Source organism: Chryseobacterium sp. Leaf201 (genome assembly GCF_001421435.1).
Lineage (GTDB): Bacteria > Bacteroidota > Bacteroidia > Flavobacteriales > Weeksellaceae > Chryseobacterium.
The window spans coordinates 1-22,354 of sequence record NZ_LMKA01000099.1 but is presented as its reverse complement, the minus strand read 5'-3'; the positions used below and the strand labels follow the sequence as shown (position 1 = coordinate 22,354).

Below are 22,354 nucleotides of genomic sequence, written 5' to 3'. Positions count from 1 at the left end.
TAATTATTAAACTGTATAAATATTGATTAAGGAAATTATAATATTATATTAGAACAGTTCATTTCAAACTGCTCATACTATTACATAAGATACGCATGAGGCCTGATTTTATGATCATTTTCTATGGATTTTTGCAATGCCATATTTAAAGTAAGTATTTTTAAAGCCTTTAAATTTATTACATCATCTCAAAAATATCACGTTACACAAAGTATTGTACCAAACAAGTGTATTGCTTTAAGATTAAGAGCACAAATTTATATAAAATAATTATCTCACAGAAGTAATAATATTTATCACTTATTAATGAAAATTAATTCTGCTGTCCTTTCTATTGTATACAACAATAAACAAATGCTAGTATTAGTATAGTTACTCCTTTTCCTCCATCTCCTGCATCCTGTTCTTGATAAAATCCGTCGGGCGGATGCCGTTGATTTCAAAGAAAAGATCAGAGAAGTTCTGTCGGGACGCCATGCCGCATTCTTTTGCAAGGGTTTCGATGTTGTATTTGAGGTACTGCCTGTTTTCGAACAGTAAAAGGGTAATGTAATTAATCCTCAGCTGGCTCAGGTATTTATTGAAATTAACGCCTTTATGCTCGTTGATGACCTGTGAAAGGTAGTTGGAATTGGTTCCCAGCTGCGATGCCAGTTTGCTGATGGTAAGGCCTTTCTGGATAAACCCTTTTTTATCTTCAAAGATCTGCAGCTTAGACAGAAGCTCTTCCACTTTACTTTCGTGCAGAAGGTTCCTTTTTTCTTCAACAGGAATGATCTCTTCCTTGGGAACATCCTGGTTTTTCATGAATTTCTCTTCAAGAAAAATGTATTTCTGCTTAATTTCTTTGGCTTTTCTGTGTCTTTTGGCAAATAAGATAATGAGTCCGACCGCCCAGATAATCAAAACAATGATGATTACGGTTACCAGATAATTGATTTTCTGCAGCTTATTTTTCTCATCTACCAATGTCCGGGTATCGTAATCTTTATGAATTTTCGGCGACAGGTAACTGAAATCTTTTGATATGATGCTGTCCGCCTTCAGAAGCTGATTGGTATAATACAGCTGCTGCGTCTGGTCTTTATGCTTTTTGCTGTAATCAATCAGTATTTCATAGTTTTCCCTGAGTTCAGGAAGAATAAACTGATATTCGTTGAATATAGAATCGATCTTCTGGAAATAAATGATCGATTCATGTGTGTCTTTCAGTTCCTGATAACTTTTACCGATATAAAAATAATTAACCGACAGCCTTGCAAAATCCCTGCTGTTTTTCATTGAGGGCAAAGACTGATTCAGGTACATTAAAGCCTGCCGGTATCGCTTATCTCTATATTCGGAAATTCCTTTGGACAGAAGAAAGTATCCTTTTTCCTGAGTATAATCAGGATCATTCCCGGCTTCAGAAAGCCCCTTCCGTATCGTGGCATCTGCTTCTTTATGTTTGCCGAGGTGCCGGTAACAGATAATCAATTGATGAAGACTGTTTAGATATGCTCTTTTGTTATTGTAAATTTCATTCGGATGAGACTTAATAATAGTCTTAATTTTTTCCCTGTAGTAAACGATACATCTTGTAAATACTTCAGCCGCTTCCTCATAATATCCAAGATAACTTTTTACGACCCCGATATGATAGAGATTCTGATATTTTAAAAATTCGTTGCTGGTGTTTTTTGAGTATTCATAGGCTTTAAGGTATTCGTTGAGAGCAAGCTGGAATTTTTTATAATGGTAATAATACACCACTCCTTTTTCAATGTGGCCAATGATCATGAGATCTTTATCACGGGACAGGTTTGCAGCCCAGACCGTACTGTCGGCATATATCAGTTTATCTTTATTTTCGGAAGTGTAAAATACCCCGTCTTTATATCCCTGAACCAGTTTTGCATAGTTCTTCTCCTTCTTTGCTTTATTGATATACGGCTGGATAAAGGGAAATGCCCTTACATCATTTTCTTCAAAATTTTCGTACTTAGTCCTCAGCTGATCGAGTTCAGTATCTGACTGCTGAGCAAGAAAAAGCTTAAAACATCCTGTAAAAAATATAAAAAATAATTTTTTAATCACCTTAATGAGTTATTCCATGAATAATAGGGTCAAAAATACGCAAAATCACCCTTGTTTTCTCAATGAATAATGAATTAATGAACAGAATAGAATTATTTCTATTTTACAAAAATACGATCTGGCTGTCAATACATTACACTTGCCTTATTCCTGAATTAGGACGTCATAATTTATAAATAAAGACAACAACCATTTTTATATTCCGATCTCAGGTGATAATTTTGGACTCAGGATTCAGCAGTACAGAAATTTATAAACGGATATAATTTTGTAAAGCAGGAAACACTAACGAGAAAACCACAATAAAAACCTCATCGCAAAATCAGTAATCAGACCAAAGGGTAAAAACTAACAACCACTCAAAAAACATGATGATTCGATCATATATCCTGCCGCCTTCTTTAACAGGAAATTTACTTCTTTAGGGAAGGCTGCTTTTTCAGAAATCAATGCAAAATAAAAACTAACGCCTTTTAAAATTAATAACCATCAGAACTAAATTGCATACCTGCATTACATTTATGGAGGTACTTGAGAAAAGGGTTTTCATGACCTGTTTTTATTAAAGTTTTCAGTTTTAATCGAAAAGAGACTGTTCCTTACGGGCAGCCTCTTTTCTTTTTAAAACATTAAGGATTTATAATCACTTCCAGCCTCCGCCTAAGCTTTTATAAATATCAACAACTGTACTCAGCTGTTTTTGTTTTGCTTCCACCAGTTCCATTTTGGCATCCAGAGCATCCCTCTGGTTCAGAAGGACCTCCAGATAATCTGCCCTTGAATTCCGGAACAGCTGGTTCGCAATATCGATTGATTGTTCCAACGACTTCGTTTCCTGAGACTTTAACTGATAATATTGGTCTATATTTTTAATTTTAGACATCAGGTTGGCCACATCCAGATAAGCATTCAGAATGGTTTTATCGTATTCATACAGCGCCTGGATCTGTCTTGCGTCTGCCGTCTGGAAATTGGCCTTGATTGCGCTTTTGTTGATCAGCGGACCTGCCAGTTCCCCCGCTAAGCTTGCAGCCATTGATTCCGGCAGCTTTACCAGATAAGAAGGCTTAAAAGCTTCCAGTCCCAGGGTTGCAGAAATTTCCAGTGAAGGATAAAACTCTTTTCTTGCCGCTTCAACATCCAGCTTTGATGCTTTTAACTCCAATTCTGCCTGCTTGATATCCGGACGGTTTGCCAGTAACTGAGACGGAATTCCGGTATAAACGGTTTGCGGAATGGTTGACATAAAGCTTTCCTTTGATCTTATAATCGGCTGCGGATAACGTCCGCATAGGGCATTGATCTGGTTTTCCTTTTCGGTAATTTCCTGCCGGATGGTGTATTCCGTTGCTTTGGATTTTGCCAGTTCAGCCTCAAACTTTTTTACAGCCAGTTCAGTAGCGGCCGCAGCTTCTTTCTGAATTTTTGAGATTTCCAGTGCCCTCTGCTGAAGCTTGATATACTGCTGAATAATATCCAGCTGATTGTCCAGCGCCAGCAGTTCATAATAATTATCCGCTACTTCTTCAATCAAATTGGACAGGACGAAATTCTTCCCTTCCACTGTAGAAAGGTAATGGGCGACCGCCGATTCTTTTTCTGTCCTCAGCTTTTTCCAGATATCGATTTCCCAGTTTGCGGTTAAGCCGCCTTCAAAATTTCCCAGCGGGTCAGGAATTTCCCTGCCGGGCTCGATGTCTGTGGTGGCATCGCCGGCTCCTTCACTGGTATAACGGCCTGCTTTTTTCACTCCGGCACCGATTCCTGCGGAAACGGCAGGAGTCAGTCTTCCTTTTTTTGCCAGAACACCGCTCCGTGCAATTTCAATATCCTGCAGCGTAATCATCAGTTCCTGGTTGTTCTTTAATGAGGTCTCAATTAAAGCGACCAGGTTCGGATCTGTAAAAAACTGCCTCCAGGGCGTTGTTCCGCTGTTGGTATTGGCATCTGCCTGTTCTTCCTGATTAAAATTCTGAGGCACGTTTTCTTTCACCTCATCTTTTACAACGGTTGCCATAGGGGCCTTACAGCCTGCTAAAACAAGCGATAAAGCAATGGCTGCTATATATTTATTATAAATCTTCATGTTTATCATCGTGTTGATAAGGTTCTGTCTGTTCAGTTAAAGGGTTTTCCTCTTCATATCTCGCCAGTTTGGATTTTTCCGCAAGGGTTCCGAAGATATAATACAATCCCGGGATAATCATCAGTCCGAAAATTGTCCCGATCAGCATTCCGCCTGCGGCGGCTGTACCGATGGTCCGGTTACCGATTGCTCCCGGCCCTGTTGCCATTACCAACGGAATCAGGCCGGCAATAAATGCAAATGAGGTCATCAGAATCGGACGGAAACGGATGGCCGCTCCTTCAATGGCAGCCTGTGCCACCGGAATACCTTCCTCCGCTTTCTTCTGTACGGCAAATTCCACTATCAGCACGGCATTTTTACCCAAGAGGCCAATCAGCATAACCATTGCTACCTGAGCATAAATATTGTTTTCCAGTCCCAGTAATTTCAGGCATAAGAATGCACCGAAAATACCCGTAGGCAATGATAAGATAACCGGTAACGGAAGAATGAAACTTTCATACTGCGCAGCAAGAATCAGATATACAAATCCTAAACATACCAGGAAAATAAATATGGCTTCATTTCCACGGCTCACTTCATCTTTTGAAATCCCTGCCCAGTCGATCCCGAAACCTCTTGGCAATGTTTTATCCGCTACTTCTTTAATAGCTGCAATTGCCTGTCCGGAACTGTAACCCGGTGCAGGCGTTCCGCTTACCTCGGCAGAATTGTACATATTATGCCGAGTAATCTCGGATAATCCATACACTTTTTCTAAATGCATGAAATCTGAATACGGAACCATCTGGTCTTTGTCATTTTTCACATACAGTTTCAATAAATCCGATGGCAGTGCACGGTATTGCGGGCCGGCCTGGACAATCACTTTATACGGACGGTCAAAACGGATGAAACTGGTTTCATAATTCGAACCGATCAGCGTGGATAAATTATCCATTGCTTTTTCGATCGTCACCCCTTTCTGTTCGGCCAGATCATTATCAATCTTCAGCATATATTGCGGGAAACTTGCGGAATAGAAGGTAAACGCTGAACCTAATTCGGGACGCTTCTTCAGTTCGTTCACAAAATCATTGCTCACTTTTTCCATTTTCTGATAATCGCCGCTTCCTGCTTTATCCAACAGCCGAAGCTCAAAACCACCGGCCGCACCATATCCCGGAATTGACGGCGGCTGGAAGAATTCTATATTGGCACCCGGAATATTCTTAGCCTTTTCTTCAAGCTTCTCAATAATTTCCGAGGCTGATTCTGAGCGTTCATCCCAGCTTTTAAGATTAATCAGACAGGTTCCTGAGTTGGATCCCGTACCTTCAGTCAGGATTTCATAACCCGCCAGTGAAGAAACGGATTGAACCCCATCGATATCTTCAGATTCTCTTAATAATTCTTTGGCAATCTGGTTCGTTCTTTCCAGAGTAGAGCCCGGAGGCGTCTGGATAATTGCATAGATCATCCCCTGATCTTCCGCAGGAATAAATCCTGAAGGCAGTGAGTTGCTTAAGAAGAAAGTACAGGCACAAAATGCCAATAATAAAGGAAGGGTAAATGTTTTCTTCTTTACGGTTTTCGTCAGCAGTTTCTCATATTTCCCGGCTCCTTTTGTAAATACGTTATTGAATTTATCCAGGAAAATCGTAATTGGAGTTCTCTTTTTAGCTTTTCCGTGGTTGTTTTTCAATATTAAGGCACATAAAGCAGGCGTTAATGTTAAGGCTACTACCCCTGAAAGGATAATTGCCGAAGCCATGGTAATGGAAAACTGACGGTAAAATACCCCAACCGGACCGGACATGAAGGCAATAGGAATGAACACGGATGCCATTACCAACGTGATTGCGATAATTGCTCCGCTGATTTCGTGCATGGCTTCTTCTGTTGCTTTCAACGGAGAAAGTCCTTTTTCTTCCATCTTGGCGTGGACGGCTTCAATAACCACAATTGCATCATCGACCACAACCCCGATTGCCATCACCAGGGCAAAGAGTGAAATCATATTTAACGTAATTCCAAATGCGGACATGATCGCGAAAGTTCCCACCAGTGAAACCGGAACTGCAATTGCCGGAATCAGTGTTGAACGCCAGTCTCCCAGGAAAAGGAAAACTACGATTGCCACCAAGATAAATGCTTCAAATAACGTGTGAATTACCTTTTCAATGGATGCATCCAGGAATCTTGAAACGTCATAACTGATGTCGTAATGCATTCCTTTCGGGAAACTTGTTTTCTGCAGTTCTGCCATCAAAGATTTTACATTTTTGATAACATCGCTTGCATTGGAACCGTACGATTGTTTTACTGTGATTGCTGCTGAAGGCTTTCCATTCAAAGTAGAATAAATATCATACATGGAAGAACCGAATTCGATATCCGCCACATCTTTAAGCCTTACAAATTCTCCGTCTGTTTTGGCTTTAAGGATAATATTCCCATAATCTTTTTCATTATTGAAACGGCCCGGATATTTTAAAATATATTCAAATGACTGCGATCTTTTTCCCGAACTTTCCCCTGTTTTCCCGGGAGAGGCTTCCAGACTTTGAGCATTTAAAGCTTCCATTACTTCATCTGCTGAAATGCTGTACGCTGTTAACCGGTCCGGTTTCAGCCAGACCCGCATTGCATATTCCCTTGTTCCCAGGATATCGGCAAAGCCTACCCCGCTTACCCTTCTCAGTTCAGACATCACATTGATATCGGCATAGTTGAAAAGGAATTTCTGGTCAGCTTTGGGATCATCACTGTACAAGTTGATATACATCAGCATATTAGGCTCTTCACGGGTAATTTTCACCCCTTCACGAACTACTAATGGCGGAAGTTTATTTACCACTGATGAAACACGGTTCTGAACATTAACTGCTGCTACGTTCGGGTCAGTTCCCAAATCAAAAACCACCTGAATGGATGCTTCCCCGTCGTTTCCGGCATCGGAAGTCATGTATTTCATTCCCGGCACTCCATTCAACCCTCTTTCCAATGGTATTACCACGGACTTGATCAACAGTTCATTGTTGGCTCCGGGATATTCTGCGGTGATGTTTACTTTGGGTGGAGAAATAGACGGAAATTGAGTAACCGGTAATTTCATCAGGGACAGCACTCCCATAAATACGATAATCAGTGAGATTACGATAGACAGAACAGGTCTGCGAATGAATTTCTTAAACATACTGCTCTACTCTGCTTTTAATTTCAATGACTGAAGAACTTTTTTCGGATCCTGGAATTTCGTCTGCACCTTCTGATCGTCTTTCACTTTTTGCACCCCTTCCAATAATATTTTGTCTCCGGTTGAAAGTCCTGATGCTATTACGTAAACATCCGGAAGCTCATAGGCTACTTTAATATTTTTAGACCTTGCCACCCCGTTTTTATCAACGACGAAAACATATTTCTGGTCCTGGATTTCATAGGTAGCTTTCTGAGGAATGATCAACGCATTTTTCAGTGGCAATGTCATTCTTACTTTTCCGGTTTCGCCGTTTCTCAATAATTTATTGGGATTCGGGAATTTTGCCCTGAAGGCGATATTTCCGGTTTCGTTGTCAAATTCCCCTTCAATGGTCTGGATCTGACCTTTTTCAGGAAGTACTTCCCCGTTGGCCATCACCAGGCTTACTTCGCTGCTGCCCCGGTCTGCGGCGTGCATCTGATAACTTAAGTATTCAGGCTCTGAAACATTGAAATAACTGTACATATTGGTATTGTCTGAAAGTGAAGTGAGTAGGTCACCTTCATCAATTAAACTTCCCAGTTTCAGAGGAATCCTGTTAATAATTCCTGAAAAAGGGGCTTTAATGTCTGTAAACGACAAATGGATCTGAGCGAGCTTGGCTTCTGCATTGGCTGCATCCAGCTTAGCCTTAGCCATTGACCTTTCGTTTTTAGAAACAATATTGTTACTTGCTAACGTACTTGCGTTTTTCAGCTCAATGGTAGCCTGTGCTACCTCCGCCTGCGCTTTTAACAGTTCTGCCTGGTATAGCTTAGGCATAATTCTGAACAGGGTCTGCCCCTGATGCACAAACTGGCCCTCGTCTACAAAGATTTTCTCCAGAAAACCTTTTTCCTGAGCCCGGACTTCGATATTTTTTACCGATTGAATCTGGGCTACATACTCTTTGTCAATTACCGTATCCATCACCAGCGGAGAGGTTACGGGATACACTGACACTTCTTCTTTTTCTTCTTTTTTCCTGTTGCAACTGAGCAACATAAGACTGCTTAAGGCAATGCCTGCGACAACTCTTTTCATCATAATTACAGAGTTTATATAAATCGTTAATGTTTTAATAGGAAATGGCAATGGGTATATTACGGTGTGCAGATTACCGGCAGACACAACGCAGGATATTCTCTGCCGACATCAATAATCAGCAGGAAATAACAGTGAAAAATGGAATTTAAATTCTGATAGAACGGATCAGAATGAATCTTTTTACGGTAGAAAACCCTGATAAAAAGCCGTGAGTAGTAGGCTTTAATTTTTTGAAGCTTTTTAATCCAAAAATATAAGCCAGGCTGAAAACACTGGCAAATACCACAACTGCCTGCAGGGTATCCGAAAACTGAAAATCGTCTTCGGCAAGTTCCACAGAGTAATTATTTCCTGCATCATCCGGTGCCTGGCGAATGGTCTGTTTTTCGTAAGTCTGGTTTAAGCGGTTGGCTTTTTTCGGTAAATTTTGGGAGGTATGAGAATTATAACTGCTTTGCAAAGTTCTGACATTGATCTTACTTTCCACTACGAAAAGCAGAAAAAGCGCTGTCAAAAAATAGGTTATGTAATTTCTCATCTTGGTACTGCAAATGTAGCCTTAAGTAAGAATACCTTTCAACTGAACCGAACAGTTTATAAATTTTATTAACGGTATTTAACACTCCTTTAAATTAACTGAATTGTAGATGGACATTCAAATAACATGCTATAATTTATCGAATAAAATTCTATAAATCAAAAAGTTACGATATGCAATTTAAGAAAATTTATTCTTTGGTATTAAATTTGCTATTAAAGCAAGCGTTGAAATTAATAAAAAAAATGTTAATAAATCATAAAACGGACTTTCATTGAATTGACTTATTGCTATTTGATATTTCTCTGTTCATAGGATATTCAATAGTAATTCAATAACAAAAACTTCAATGAATTACTAAAAATTTAAACCTTTTATGTATTATTTCCACTGATTTTATGATTTAATGTTAATATGATTAATAATTTTTAATTAATTTATGTAAAATTAACAGATTGTTTAAATAATAAGCGTAAATTTATAGGATTATAATACTTCACAATACACCAATTTCAAATCACATATTATGAAAAAATTATTACCTTTTTTTATTATTATATTTTTTACAGCGATAGCCTGTAAGCATCCGGCAAAGGAAGAGAATATCGACTTACAAAATGTAACCGCAACTCAGGCTGATGCCGATAAAATTGTAAAGGATGTTTATACCGATGAATATGGTGACCAGCTGGAAGTAGCCGTTAATGAAACCCAAAATACCATTACGGTCCATTTAAACGGGAAATCATACGAGCTTAAAAAAAATGATGAGTTACCGGAATATACTGCAGCTGATGCAGAGTATCAGTATTCCAATATCAAAGGGGATATTACATTCCTGAGAAAAGGCTACAACATGGTAATGTTCCACCATAAAAAAAACAAATCATCTTCAGCAGGAACCAAAATGGCTTCTTACTGATGATTGTTTAACAATAAATAATATCTGATATTTTATGAAAAAGACAATGCTTTTCTGCTATTCATTCTTAACCTTATTATTCCTTGCTTCATGCATGAGCAAACCTGCAAATTCTAATGCAGCTGCAAGTGCTGATATTACGGGTAAAACATGGAAACTGACTGAGATTAATGGCCAGCCTATTCAACTTAAAAATCCCGGTACCAATCCGTATTTTAAGCTTAATACAGCTGACATGCGGTATACAGGAAACGGAGGATGCAACGGTGTAAGCGGAACTTTTGAGCTGAAGCCAAGTGCAATGCGGATTAAATTCAACCAGGGAATGTCTACCATGATTGCCTGTGATGATCTTGAAACGGAAAAAGCTTTTGTGAATGCCTTGCTTATGGCAGACAATTATTCTGTAAACGGAAATACCCTTACGCTTAACAAAGCGAGAATGGCCCCTCTGGCTAAATTCGTTATCAGGTAGCCGAATAATAAACACATCACTATAAATGAGAGCACTTCTGTATTCCGCAGGAGTGCTCCCTGTTTAATAGGCTAAGATTTCTTTTTATACATGATACAGCAGATCAGCAGGGTTATATTGACCAGCACTGCAAAAGCGTTTGAAACGATGATCGGAAGTTCATTCTGTATGAATCCGTACCATACCCATAATGAAAGCCCTGAAATAAGGACCATAATCATGACCCACGAGAGATCTTCGGCATTTTTACTTTTGATTACTTTTATAAGCTGCGGGATCATTGATACCGAAGTAAGAACCCCTGCTACAATTCCCAATACATTTTCGTCCATACGCTTTTTTTATTCTTTACCTCAAGATAAGGAATTTTTTACAGTATTGAGTATGATTGTCATTGTTGTTATATAATTTTCCGGGCTGATTACAGAAATATTTTCTGTTTTGGAATTCATGGTATAAGACCAAAAATTCCGGATTTTCAATTATAAGATTTACAGAAACCTTTCCAGGGAAACTTCTTCATGCAGAGGAATACTATGTTCTATAAAATCATACAGACTTTTAGAAAAGTAGCATCCGTTCAGGATTCCTCGGGCACCCAGGCCATTGAATACATACAGGTTCTGATGTTCAGGATGTCTTCCTACAATAGGCCTGCGGTCTTTTACGGTTGGCCTGAATCCCAGATTTATTTCTTTAATTTCAAAATCATGAGGATAAAATTCAGCCAGTCCATTTTTTAACTGTTCCACGGCTGACTCATCAATATCATCATGAAGCTGCTCCCTGTCATAGGTGCCGCCATAAAAATACAACCTGTTTTCTACCGGAAACAGGAAATGTTTCTTTTTGATGGTTATGTTCTCCGGAATTGCTTTGGAAAGTTTCACTTTGATATTGTGCCCTTTATTCGGCTGCAGGGGAATATCTGAAAAGAACGGGTTTTCCTTTACACCAATTCCTTCACAAAAGATGATATTTTTAAATTTGTAATTCTTGTAAATCGAATTCTGGACATCGACTTCAGCATAATCGAATTTTTCTTTAACAATCAGGTTCCAGTTATCTAAAAAATTGAATAAACCTGCGAAAAACGCGCTAACTTTTAGTCTCGCCGACTGATTTACCTTTCCGGTATGAAAGTCGTTTTTTACCGTGTCTAAATGATCAAAATTTTTATCTAAAAAATGAATAAGTTCATCTTTTTCCGATTTTTTATGCCATAGCTGCTGTTCGTTTTCGTCATGGAAGATCCTGTGGATGGGGGCATCAATCAGATAATTTTCTCCGGTATATTCTTCAATCTCTTTTACCGATTGTTTCAGGAAATCAATCTGCTCCTGTGCCTTCCAGAAAGTGGTAAACTTTTTAAGAACTACAGGGTTGATGATACCCGCAGAAACCTGAGAAGCGCTTTTCTTTCCTTCTGAAAATACAACAAATGATTTGTTATTCCTGATCAGCTGGTGGGCAGAAAAAAGTGCTGCGTATCCGTCTCCTACGATAATATATTCTACATTCTCCATAATAAAAAAACCTGAGTAAAAATACTCAGGTTTTCTATAATTATCAAGTGAAATCTAGTAATTCCACATATCATTTTCCATTTGAAGGATCTGCGCCTTAATTCTGTCGCTTTCTTCAATCTGTTCTTCAGAATCTCTCGGGATGTAGTCCTTAATAACTCCGTCACCTAATCCTGCAGAAGATTTAAAAATAACTGAAGAGAATCTTCTTGCATTGATCAAATCATCAAAAGATAAATCTGCAGAGGTATTTTTTCTGTTGTAAACATAATTGTTTGCTAAAACATCTCTTGCATTAGGATAATATACCCAGAAAAGATCAATTAGATCACCAGCTCCTTCGATAGGCTGACCATCAGGTCCTACTCTACCAATCATCTGCGGGTCAGGACCCATTGCAGCAATTCCTAAAGGTCTGTATTTTAACTGTCCGTCTCTTTTGTCGATGAACCACATACCGAACATTTTTAAAACTCTTACTTTATCAGTAGTCGTTTCATATACGTCAGTAAGCTCTTTTTTCTCCTGTTCAGTTAACTGTCGTCCACTGTTTAAGATATTTACCGCTTCATCATCAACACGTACACTTACCAATCTGTCTTTGATTTGCTGAGGCGTAAGTCTTGTGACAAAATTTTCGTCATCATAAACTTCATTGATTTCACCATTCATGGCGCCATCAAGTAAAAGTTTATACAGAGATTTTGTTTCTGTAGATAATAATCCATCAGGATTATTATAGTAGAAAGGCTGATTGATTTTATCGTTCATATCAATCACTTCCCAAACAAACATGCTTTTCAGGATGTCTTTGTCATCAACAAAACCATATTCCAAAGGTTTTACTTTTTTATCGATAACCGTATCTCCTACTTTCATTTTGTTTTCAGCTCTCATTTTTCTGAATTCTTCCGGAGAGGAAGCATTCAGGATAGTCTGGGAAAACATGAAGCCCGAAACCAATACTAAAAAACTGCTAATATATTTTTTCATAATGTTCTAATTAATTTTATTGGATATTAATTAATACAGGTGAGATATTTCCAATTCTCTGGTCTCCTAATCCGGTAGCGGTTGCTTTGATATCAAAGATATATACACCGTCTCCAGGTCTCAGATTTCTTAACATTCCTGCCGCACCCTGTAATGAATTACCCTGAATCTGTAATGCTGCTCTGCCAGGTACTCTCACCATGAACGAAGTAACATTAAATGATACCGGGAAGTCAAAGTCTGGAATTACAGCAGATAATGACTGATTCTCTACAGATGTTGCAGGCATCGGTAAAATATTTTTACCTCTGATCTGTCCTTGTGGCGGCGGTACATTTTTAATTCTGTACTCAAATACCTGAGAAATAGATTTCCCGTAAGGATCTGTTCCTGATAATGTAATTTTCAGAACATTTCCGGATCCAGGTCTAACATCCCATTTACCAGCTCCTGTACTTTTCACAGTGGCTCCCGGAGCAGATAATGAAAGTTTTGCATTATCAGCACCTAAGATAGAACCTGTAACAGGGTTATCAAGACCTCTATACATTACATTCATCTTATCTGCAGAAAGCAATAATCCTTTCTGAAGTTTTACTTCCTGAGGACCTGCAATTACATTATACGTATGCGTGAACGGGAAGTTTTGTGCCTTACCTGTTGCATCTGTCAAAGTAATATTTCCGCTTAACGTACGTTCTCCTATTCCGCTTGTATTAAGTGAAGCATATCCTTTTCCGTTTTCCTGTCTGCTTACGCCGGACATGGAAATCTTGTTGCTGTTAGAATAATTTCCTAACATGATTACAGCTTCAGCCGGCTTACCGGATACTACATCTACAGGTGCAGAAACAATTGCTTCATAACTTGTAAACTTAATACTTGCATCTACCTTTTCCTGAAGCATTAATGCCAATGCATCAGACTGCACATTTCTTGCATCATTCTGAATGATCTCAAGATTGGATATAGCAGCAATTAACGGCTGGTGGTAGAATTTATTCTGGAACCACGTTTTATCGTTAGGAGATTTTCCTTTAGGATATTCCGCAATTAAAGATTTGTTAGCTCTTTCTACTAGATCTTTTAACTGAGGATTATTACCGAAAGTTGAATTGATATAATTTCTTACATCGTCAATTTTCGCTTTTAAATCCAAAGCACCTTTTGAAGGTGTATTTTCGTCTCCTTCTTTGAAGAAATATTCTGTTGTTGCTTCATTATTATTCAATGCGGCAAAATTTTCGCTTACATCAATATCCTTTCCGGCTTGATCTTTTTCGTGAAATTCAGATTTCTTTTTAAGCTGATCTTTAATTGTCTGAGCTGATCCTACCAATAAGTTAATTTTATCCCTTAAAACCTGATACTGTGCCCAAGGCTGAGCGTAAGTATCCGGTACCTGCTGAGCTTTAGCTTCAAGAGTTTTCTCGAAAATCTTTTCGTTCTTTCTCTCTGTTAAAGTTCTGGTCTCATTAAGTGCTTTAGTAGAATCATAATATGATCTGATGATTTCTGCATCAATATTTAGGGCCATCATTGCGATGAACACCAAATACATCAGGTTGATCATCTTCTGACGAGGGGTCTGTTTTCCTTGTGCCATTCTCTTTTCTTTGTTTGTTTAATTAAGTAGTTAAATTTTAGAAATGGTTTAGGAATTAAGATTTCATAGCAGTTAGCATACCACCATAAACTCTATTTAAATTATTTAAGTTTGATGTTAAACCTTGTAATTCTTGGTTGAATTTTTCTGAATGTTCAGCAGACTTCTGCATATCCTGCACATACTTTTTAGCAAATTCAGACTGTCTCTGTCCGTTTTCCAGCTGCATTGCATACAAAGCATTCATGCTTTCCATATGCTGAGCCGCTTTGTTTAATTGCTCGTTATATTTGTGAGTAGATGCTGATACGTCAACCGTCTGGTTAATCTGATCAACTGAGTTTGAAAATTTATCGATCCCTGTTCTTAATCTGTCAAATAACTGAACATCAAGTTTGGCATCGGCAAGCATTTTGTCTAATTTGTTTGAAAGTGAGTTTTCCATTTCAGCAAACTGAGCGGAAACATTCTTAGACGTATTTGAATGCAATGGGTTTGGGTTTGCATGCTTATCCAATAATTCAGGATATACATTTTCCCACGCATAAGACTCTTCTGATTTTGGCGGGTCAAAGGCGAAAATGATGAAGATGATTGCTTCTGTGATAAGTCCCACAGTAAGGGCGATGTTACCATTAATAGGCCCTAAGGTAATGTGAGTAATTTTAAGCCAAGCTCCAAGAATTACAATTGCAGCACCGAATGAATAAAAGAAGTTCATCCAAGCATCTTTAGTCTTAAACATATAAGTTAGTTTTTTTAAGTGTTAAATTAAATTGTTGTTGAAAGTAATGGTATGATAATTATCTGTTAACTCTTCTTGGCTTAACAGCAGCTTCAGGAATGTCCTGTACTGTTCTGAATCCGATATAGCTTCTCGCTGAATCTTTTCTTTCCCAATCTCTGGCACCGGTCATCAACATATAACCTACATCTTTCCAAGATCCTCCTCTTACTGATCTTTTATCATCAGTTCTGTCTTTAGTAGAAGGGTTTAAAGTAGATGAGAACCCGTATGAAGAGTTGTTGTACGCAGATTCTGTCCATTCAGAAACGTTTCCGGCCATATCAAATAAACCAAATCCGTTTTTCTTGAATTTTTTTACCGGAGCTGTATATGTATAAGTACCTTTTTTGTCGTCTTCCATATAGTTACCTCTCTTAGGTTTGAAGTTTGCCAGGTAGCAACCTCTGTCATCCATTAAATAAGGACCTCCCCAAGGGTAAGTAGCATTTTCCATTCCGCCTCTTGCAGCATATTCCCATTCGATTTCCGTAGGAAGTCTGAAGATCAACGGTCTTTGTTTTCTTCTTTTTAAGCTTTCGTTATAATCAGATTTAAGTTTGGATCTGAAGTTACAGTATGCTCTTGCCTGGTCCCAGGTTACTCCAACTACAGGATAGTCTTTGTATGCTTTATGCCAGAAATACTGCTCGAACAATGGTTCGTTATAGGCAAAGTGGAAATCTTTTACCCAAACTGTTGTATCCGGATAGATTGCGATGCTTTCACTTCTAAGATAGTTTACTCCTCTTTCTCTATCTGCTAAAGCAGCATCCATATCTCCCCATCTGTACGTATATTTAAGTTTACTAACGTCAAGTATTCTTTCATTGCTTACTCTTGAAGAAGCCGGAAGATACATAGATTCTAAAACTTCTGCGTATTCTACATCAGGATATTTAGAGGTATTCCAGTGCAATGGAACTTTCCAGTCGATTTTTTTGGTAGGATCGAAAGTGGTTTCTTCTCCGCCTCCCTGAGCTTCAAGATATTCCTGATAAGGTGTTAAATTTTCTTCTTTCTGGGCAAGGTATGCATAGTCTCCGATGTTTGTCCCTCTTCCTTTACCTTCTCCGCCTTCTCCGGCAGCCTCAGCAAGTAAAGTTCTTGCAATAGAATCTCTTACATAATTGATAAATACCCTGTATTCTGCATTTGTAGTTTCTGCTTCATCCATGAAGAAAGAGGAAACAGTAACGGTTTTTGCTTGAGCTTTTTCAGGACTGCTGGTAAAATCCTGATCAGTTAAACCTGCAACAAAAGATCCTGCAGGAATTGCCACCATTCCGTATGGCCTTTCTGCAACAAATGATTTTGTTTTTTCTCTAGGTATCAATTCTCCTTTTGTTCCGGGTTTTCCGACAGAAGAAGATCCCCCACCTGAACAAGATACCGATGCTACCGACGCAGACAATAATAAAAGAAATATCCTTTTCATGTTAATTTTTATAATTAAGCCGTAAATATATAATTTTTTTAAGAAACTTTTAAGATTTTTTTTGAAATAACGGAAGAAATCTAAATTTATTTTATTTGTCCATAATTTTTATTCTACCGTTACAGATTTTGCCAGGTTCCTCGGCTGGTCCACATTTGCTCCCCTGTATACCGCGATATAGTATGCAAGAAGCTGTAACGGTACCGACGCTACAATCGGTGAGAAACATTCTGAGGTTTCAGGGATCTCAATAACATAATCTGCCATTGCACTTACCTGTGTATCTCCCTTATTAACCACTGCAATTACCTTCCCTTTTCTGGCCTTGATTTCCTGCACGTTACTTACAATTTTATCATAATGCCCTTTCTTCGGAGCAATGATAACAATCGGCATATTTTCATCAATTAAAGCAATCGGGCCATGTTTCATTTCTGCAGCCGGATACCCTTCAGCATGAATATAAGAAATCTCTTTTAATTTCAAGGCTCCTTCCAGAGCGGCTGGGTAATTATAGCCTCTTCCCAAATACAGGAAGTTGGTTGTATCGATAAAATCTTTGGCAATTTCCTTTACCAGGTCATGTGTAGAAGCCAGAACATCTTCAATTCTTTTAGGAATTGCATCAAGTTCAGCAATCAGGCTCATGAATTCAGCATTCCCAAGGTTTCCGTTATGTTTCCCCAGTTTAAAGGCAATTAAAGTAAGAATAGTAAGCTGTGCAGTAAAGGCTTTTGTAGAAGCCACCCCAATTTCAGGACCGGCATGGGTATAGGAACCGGCGTCTGTAATCCGGGCAATTGAAGAATCTACCACATTACAGATTCCGTAGATAAATGCCCCCCTTTCTTTAGCCAGCTTCAGTGCAGCCATGGTATCTGCCGTTTCTCCGGACTGGGAAATTGCAATCACTACATCTTTATCGGTTATGATCGGGTTTCTATATCTGAATTCTGAAGCATACTCCACTTCAACCGGAATTCTCGCATATTCCTCAATCAGGTATTCCCCTATAAGGCCTGCATGCCATGATGTTCCGCAGGCAATGATGATGATCCTGTTTGCATTCTTGAATTTCTCGATATAATCCCAGATTCCGGCCATTTTGATGATCCCTTCTTCTACAAGCAGTCGCCCTCTCATGGTATCATGTATTGATTTTGGCTGTTCGAAAATTTCTTTCAACATAAAATGTTCGTACCCGCCTTTTTCGATCTGTTCAAGACTTACTTTAAGCTTCTGAATTTCAGGCTCAATTTTAGAATTTTCAATAATGGTTCTGATGTCCACTCCGTTTTCCAGTGAAATGGTTGCCATATGTCCTTCTTCCAGATAAATTGCTTCCTTTGTGAATTCCACAAAAGGCGAAGCATCGGAAGCGATAAAATACTCTTTATCCCCGATTCCGATTGCTAATGGAGAACCTAACCTTCCCACGACCAGTATGCCCGGATAATCTTCGTGCATCACTGTAATGGCATAAGCACCATACACTTCATTAAGCGCATATCTTACGGCAGTCGGGAAATCCGTTTCAGTAGTCAGCTCCATAAAATACTGGATAAGATTGACTAAAACTTCCGTATCGGTTTCAGATTTAAAGGTAAATCCTTTTTCCGTCAGCATCGTTTTAATGGTATCATAATTTTCAATAATACCGTTATGCACCAATGCCAGTTTATTATTATTGGATAAATGCGGATGTGAATTCCTGTCACTCGGGACACCATGGGTAGCCCAGCGGGTATGACCCATCCCAATATTAGCCGTTCCTTTTAAATTTCCGGAAATACTAACCAGGTCATCTACTTTTCCTTTGGTCTTTTCAACCTCCAGTTTATTATTTTTGCCTTCAAGAACAATCCCGGCACTGTCATACCCTCTGTATTCCAGTCTTCTGAGACCGTTAATTACTATATCGTAAGCGTCCTGAAAACCTGTATATCCAACGATTCCACACATAATTGATCAAGTGTTTTTTTAAAAAATTTATTTTGTACCGTAAATGACTCTAAGTGTTGCTTTGTTTGCGTCACTGGTTTTTGACCCTACAAATACGGCTCTGCTTGTATTATAAGAAGTGGTTGTAAATTCATATCCTGCTAAACCGGTACCTGCAGAATTAGTCTGGAAGGCTCCCATATCGATTCTGAAATATTTTGTGGAACTTTTTATTCCCGTTTCCGTTTCTGTGCTTGGTTTTGGCTCTACAATATCTTTCAAAGATTTGGTAACAATAAAATCATAATAAGCAGGGTTTTTATCTAAATCATACGCTTTATAAATTGTATAACCATTTGATCCAGCTAAATTCAATACATCATCGGTAAAATTGGTTAATATTTTTCCCGGTTTGTCTGAATTGGAATATTTTCTTAAGAAAGTAAAAGCTGTCGGTTTGGCATAACCGCTACTCCAGCTGGCATCCGTATAAAGTCTGATTTTAGCACTGATGATGGCAGCTTTGTTTTCCTCATATAGTTTTTTAAGGTCTGCTATAGTAGATTCCGGAAACTTTATGCCAATTGAAGGCCCGCCCATTCCCTGAGCAAATAATTTTTCATCACCGTTAGAGTCGTCACCGATAGCAGCTGTCCCTAATACAGATCCTGCTCTGTCATATTGATACTGGCCAATATGTGTATTGGCAGAACCTAAAGCAAAAGCATAGGTTGCAGGAGTTTTGGTTGTTACTCCGTTTTCTGTTTTGTCATATTTGTAGTACATGATCAGCTCCATATCATTTGGTGAAAACTGAAATAAATATCCGTCATTTTCTGTTACAGAAATTCTAAGCCCTTTGATATGTCTGATAAAATTGGATGCATCCTGAAGTTCAGGCTGGTCTTTTTTAGCGATAATTTTATCCTGGAAGAATGTTTTGTCCAACGGGATTCTGATTCCCGGAGTGGAAGCCGTGAATAATGCACTTCCGTCACCATCTTTTGTAATTGTAATTGAACTGACCTTTCCTTTAAATTCTTTTGAACCTAAAATTTTAGCAGCATCATATGCAAAAGTCTGATTTGATTTAACTGTATCTGAAGGACTTTTTAAAAATTCAGTAACTTCATTTACATTGATATTAAATGTTCTTTTCGCTTTCCCGAATTTCAGGACCGGATACGTGTTCACTACTTTTTTAGCACTTACATTAGCCTCCGTAGTTGTGCTATAAGTATAATTATCATCCAGAGTATTTGTAGTAACAGAATCCGAAGCATATGTGGGCTTCATCACCAAAACTACAGAATCCACTACTGCATTTGTCCCAAAATCCGGGTCATAGGTAGATAACCTCAACTGGGTAAGATATGATGCTTTCTGCAGACCGAACTGTCCTTCGGAGAATGCTCCTAAAGTGGCCAGTCCTAATTTAGCAGCATCACTTCTGATGCTGTTATTATTATCAATATTAAAAGCAATAACGTCGAAAGACGCTTCCTTACCCTGTGCAGCATCGTCCAAAAACAGCTGCTCACCAAGCGTATCGGCATCCGGCTCGCAATTGTAAAGCAGTGCACTTCCAAAAATCACCATAGAAAATACGGTGACCGCTTTTTTAATCGTATGAATCATTAAAAATAATATGTTTTAATAAAGTTGATTGATTGAATTCACATCAAGGTATTCCGACTTCGGAGTGGCGGTTTCATTAAAGGCTTTATCTAAATCTTCATCCAGAAATTCATCTCCTTTTACTACCATGTCCACATAGTTCATGCTGTCTGCCACAAAAGTCTTCACACTTGGGTTTTCTAACGCTTTTAAGCCTGAAATATTGTCAAACTTAAGTTTTGCCGCGATATTCTGATCCAGCGCCGCATCTTTTTCATTATATAATGAAAGTACAATTTTAGCGTCTTTGAAATACGTATCAGATTCGTAATATGTTTTTAAATAAATAGGGACAAAAGAAGCCATCCAGCCATTCAGATGGATAACATCCGGCACCCAGTTCAGTTTTTTAATGGTCTCTATCACTCCTCTCGCGAAGAAAATAGCTCTTTCGTCATTATCGTCAAAAGCCTTACCCTCGTCATCAAAATAATATTGTTTTCTTTTGAAGTATTCTTCATTGTCGATAAAGTACACCTGAAGCCTTTCTCCCGGAAGAGACGCTACTTTGATAATTAGGGGCTGATCCAGATCGTTAATGATAATATTCATTCCCGAAAGGCGGATTACCTCATGCAGCTGGAATTTTCTTTCACTTATCTGTCCAAATCTTGGCATAAAAACTCTTACATCATTGCCTTCGTTGTGCATCTTAAGTGCCATTTTATTTACCACTGCAGCCATATTGGTATCTTCCTGATATGGATACATCTCTGTAGTAATGTACAGTATTTTTTGATTCGGCATAAACTTCTATCTAATTTTTGTAAAAATGCTTTAATGTGCAAAATTACGAAAAAACATCCAACATTAATTTAATTAACATTTTTTTACGATAATTCCCATCTTGGTATTAGTAATACAGCGTTAATTCTATCATAATTATATGATATTTTTACTATTTTTGAATTACGATTTAAATAAGCTATGGAAGTTCTAAAAAGTAAAAAAGTTCTTCAGGATTTCATTGAAAGACAGAAAGAAATGGGTAAGAAGATAGGTTTTGCCCCTACAATGGGCGCCCTTCATAACGGCCATTTATCCCTTTATACGGAAGCCAGAAAAGAGAATGACCTTGTGGTTTCATCAATTTTTGTCAATCCCACTCAGTTTAATAATGCAGAAGACCTGGAAAAGTACCCGAGGGACGTCAACCGGGATATTTCGATTCTTGAGAAGTCAGGCCTGGTAGATGCCGTATATATTCCTGAAGTATCAGATATTTATCCTGAAAAAACAGAAAGCGTGCATTATGAATTTGACGGACTTGAAAATGAAATGGAAGGAAAATCAAGACCCGGCCATTTTGACGGGGTCGGAACGGTAGTGGAAGAACTTTTCAGACAGGTAAAGCCGGACAGTGCCTATTTTGGCGAAAAAGACTTTCAGCAGCTGGCTATTATTAAAAAAATGGTTGAAAAGAAAAAAATTCCGGTTAAAATCAAAGGTGTTTCTATTTTCCGGGCGGAAAACGGACTGGCCTTAAGTTCCAGAAACCAAAGACTGCTTCAGGATCGCAGAGAGGCTTCCAAAGTGATCTTTGAAACATTGAAAAAGGTAAATGACTGGTTCAGGATTGTTACTGTTTCTGAAATTAAGGAAAGGGTTCAGGATATTTTTGACCACCAGAGAGGCATGCAGCTTGAATACTTTTTAATTGCAGACGAAAAAACACTGAAAGAAACAGATTTCTTCTATAAGGGCCGGAACTTCAGGGCATTTATCGTCGTAATGGTAGACGGAGTGAGGTTAATTGATAATATGCATCTGGATTAAATAAATAATACACTTAGAACTTAACGGGCGTTGCTTTTTTCAGTAACGCTTTTTTATTGCAGACTACAAAGGTTACCTGAATGCTTCAAAGATTCATAAAGCCATATATCCCGGCATCTTTATTGCTTTTACATGAAAATTAAAAAGGATCAATCTCAAAACTTGGGGAGAAAAAGAAATATTGATAATTTTGAGGAATGTTAAACGATGCCGAACTCCTCAAATTATTTTTACCTGAACTCTTGA

17 protein-coding genes are annotated in these 22,354 nt (G+C 38.4%); 3 read left to right on the top strand and 14 right to left on the bottom strand.

What is annotated here, in order from left to right:
* Positions 1–372: 372 nt before the first annotated feature.
* From ASE55_RS15135 to ASE55_RS15115, 5 genes are all read right to left on the bottom strand, one after another.
* The gene (locus tag ASE55_RS15135) at positions 373–2,076 is read right to left on the bottom strand and encodes a helix-turn-helix domain-containing protein (protein ID WP_056221417.1); all 1,704 of its coding nucleotides are present in this window, start codon (positions 2,074–2,076) and stop codon (positions 373–375) included.
* A 643-nt stretch (positions 2,077–2,719) separates the two neighbouring features.
* Positions 2,720–4,162: a TolC family protein gene (locus ASE55_RS15130; RefSeq protein ID WP_056221426.1), complete on the bottom strand. Its 1,443-nt coding sequence runs from the start codon at positions 4,160–4,162 to the stop codon at positions 2,720–2,722.
* Complete coding sequence (locus ASE55_RS15125) at positions 4,149–7,343, bottom strand: efflux RND transporter permease subunit (RefSeq protein ID WP_056221414.1); 3,195 nt, start codon at positions 7,341–7,343, stop codon at positions 4,149–4,151. The genes ASE55_RS15130 and ASE55_RS15125 overlap by 14 nt, the downstream gene beginning before the upstream one ends.
* Positions 7,344–7,349: 6 nt before the next feature.
* Positions 7,350–8,429 (bottom strand): efflux RND transporter periplasmic adaptor subunit, encoded by a 1,080-nt coding sequence (locus tag ASE55_RS15120; protein WP_056221423.1) that lies wholly within the window; start codon positions 8,427–8,429, stop codon positions 7,350–7,352.
* 148 nt (positions 8,430–8,577) lie between these two features.
* On the bottom strand, positions 8,578–8,970 hold the full coding sequence (locus tag ASE55_RS15115; protein ID WP_056221411.1) for a hypothetical protein: 393 nt from the start codon (positions 8,968–8,970) through the stop codon (positions 8,578–8,580).
* Positions 8,971–9,496: 526 nt separating this feature from the next.
* On the opposite strand from ASE55_RS15115, the gene ASE55_RS15110 reads away from it, so the two are divergent.
* On the top strand, positions 9,497–9,892 hold the full coding sequence (locus ASE55_RS15110; RefSeq protein ID WP_056221408.1) for a hypothetical protein: 396 nt from the start codon (positions 9,497–9,499) through the stop codon (positions 9,890–9,892).
* 34 nt (positions 9,893–9,926) lie between these two features.
* Positions 9,927–10,367 (top strand): META domain-containing protein, encoded by a 441-nt coding sequence (locus ASE55_RS15105; RefSeq protein WP_238585064.1) that lies wholly within the window; start codon positions 9,927–9,929, stop codon positions 10,365–10,367.
* A 71-nt stretch (positions 10,368–10,438) separates the two neighbouring features.
* Here the strand turns inward: ASE55_RS15105 and ASE55_RS15100 are convergent, their stop codons facing one another.
* The 9 genes from ASE55_RS15100 to ASE55_RS15060 form a co-directional block, all read right to left on the bottom strand.
* A complete protein-coding gene (locus tag ASE55_RS15100) occupies positions 10,439–10,699 on the bottom strand; it encodes a SemiSWEET transporter (RefSeq protein WP_056221405.1) in 261 nt (86 codons plus the stop codon).
* Positions 10,700–10,858: 159 nt separating this feature from the next.
* Positions 10,859–11,893, bottom strand: coding sequence for an NAD(P)/FAD-dependent oxidoreductase (locus ASE55_RS15095; protein ID WP_056221403.1), 1,035 nt, complete (start codon positions 11,891–11,893; stop codon positions 10,859–10,861).
* A 54-nt stretch (positions 11,894–11,947) separates the two neighbouring features.
* Positions 11,948–12,886, bottom strand: a complete 939-nt coding sequence (gene gldN, locus ASE55_RS15090) for a gliding motility protein GldN (protein WP_056221401.1) — start codon at positions 12,884–12,886, stop codon at positions 11,948–11,950.
* Between the two features lie 16 nt (positions 12,887–12,902).
* Positions 12,903–14,492 carry a GldM family protein gene (locus ASE55_RS15085; protein ID WP_056221398.1) on the bottom strand — a complete coding sequence of 530 codons (1,590 nt, stop codon included), beginning with the start codon at positions 14,490–14,492 and terminating at the stop codon, positions 12,903–12,905.
* A gap of 55 nt (positions 14,493–14,547) precedes the next feature.
* Complete coding sequence (gldL, locus tag ASE55_RS15080; RefSeq protein ID WP_056221394.1) at positions 14,548–15,237, bottom strand: gliding motility protein GldL; 690 nt, start codon at positions 15,235–15,237, stop codon at positions 14,548–14,550.
* A 58-nt stretch (positions 15,238–15,295) separates the two neighbouring features.
* Positions 15,296–16,714: a gliding motility lipoprotein GldK gene (gldK, locus tag ASE55_RS15075; protein WP_056221391.1), complete on the bottom strand. Its 1,419-nt coding sequence runs from the start codon at positions 16,712–16,714 to the stop codon at positions 15,296–15,298.
* Positions 16,715–16,822: 108 nt separating this feature from the next.
* Positions 16,823–18,676, bottom strand: coding sequence for a glutamine--fructose-6-phosphate transaminase (isomerizing) (gene glmS, locus ASE55_RS15070; protein WP_056221388.1), 1,854 nt, complete (start codon positions 18,674–18,676; stop codon positions 16,823–16,825).
* Positions 18,677–18,703: 27 nt separating this feature from the next.
* The gene (locus ASE55_RS15065; protein ID WP_056221384.1) at positions 18,704–20,293 is read right to left on the bottom strand and encodes a DUF4270 family protein; all 1,590 of its coding nucleotides are present in this window, start codon (positions 20,291–20,293) and stop codon (positions 18,704–18,706) included.
* A 15-nt stretch (positions 20,294–20,308) separates the two neighbouring features.
* Positions 20,309–21,079, bottom strand: a complete 771-nt coding sequence (locus ASE55_RS15060) for a glycogen/starch synthase (RefSeq protein ID WP_056221382.1) — start codon at positions 21,077–21,079, stop codon at positions 20,309–20,311.
* Positions 21,080–21,259: 180 nt separating this feature from the next.
* Here ASE55_RS15060 and panC point away from each other — a divergent pair, with 180 nt between their 5' ends.
* Complete coding sequence (gene panC / locus ASE55_RS15055; RefSeq protein ID WP_056221379.1) at positions 21,260–22,108, top strand: pantoate--beta-alanine ligase; 849 nt, start codon at positions 21,260–21,262, stop codon at positions 22,106–22,108.
* Positions 22,109–22,354 lie beyond the last annotated feature (246 nt).

Coding starts and splice junctions, on each gene's coding strand:
- gldL (WP_056221394.1), bottom strand. CDS start 15,237: ATGTTTAAGACTAAAGATGCTTGGATGAACTTCTTTTATTCATTCGGT.
- ASE55_RS15100 (WP_056221405.1), bottom strand. CDS start 10,699: ATGGACGAAAATGTATTGGGAATTGTAGCAGGGGTTCTTACTTCGGTA.
- ASE55_RS15130 (WP_056221426.1), bottom strand. CDS start 4,162: ATGAAGATTTATAATAAATATATAGCAGCCATTGCTTTATCGCTTGTT.
- glmS (WP_056221388.1), bottom strand. CDS start 18,676: ATGTGTGGAATCGTTGGATATACAGGTTTTCAGGACGCTTACGATATA.
- panC (WP_056221379.1), top strand. CDS start 21,260: ATGGAAGTTCTAAAAAGTAAAAAAGTTCTTCAGGATTTCATTGAAAGA.
- ASE55_RS15095 (WP_056221403.1), bottom strand. CDS start 11,893: ATGGAGAATGTAGAATATATTATCGTAGGAGACGGATACGCAGCACTT.
- ASE55_RS15105 (WP_238585064.1), top strand. CDS start 9,927: ATGAAAAAGACAATGCTTTTCTGCTATTCATTCTTAACCTTATTATTC.
- ASE55_RS15115 (WP_056221411.1), bottom strand. CDS start 8,970: ATGAGAAATTACATAACCTATTTTTTGACAGCGCTTTTTCTGCTTTTC.
- ASE55_RS15060 (WP_056221382.1), bottom strand. CDS start 21,079: ATGCCGAATCAAAAAATACTGTACATTACTACAGAGATGTATCCATAT.
- gldK (WP_056221391.1), bottom strand. CDS start 16,714: ATGAAAAGGATATTTCTTTTATTATTGTCTGCGTCGGTAGCATCGGTA.
- ASE55_RS15125 (WP_056221414.1), bottom strand. CDS start 7,343: ATGTTTAAGAAATTCATTCGCAGACCTGTTCTGTCTATCGTAATCTCA.
- ASE55_RS15120 (WP_056221423.1), bottom strand. CDS start 8,429: ATGAAAAGAGTTGTCGCAGGCATTGCCTTAAGCAGTCTTATGTTGCTC.
- ASE55_RS15065 (WP_056221384.1), bottom strand. CDS start 20,293: ATGATTCATACGATTAAAAAAGCGGTCACCGTATTTTCTATGGTGATT.
- ASE55_RS15110 (WP_056221408.1), top strand. CDS start 9,497: ATGAAAAAATTATTACCTTTTTTTATTATTATATTTTTTACAGCGATA.
- gldN (WP_056221401.1), bottom strand. CDS start 12,886: ATGAAAAAATATATTAGCAGTTTTTTAGTATTGGTTTCGGGCTTCATG.
- ASE55_RS15085 (WP_056221398.1), bottom strand. CDS start 14,492: ATGGCACAAGGAAAACAGACCCCTCGTCAGAAGATGATCAACCTGATG.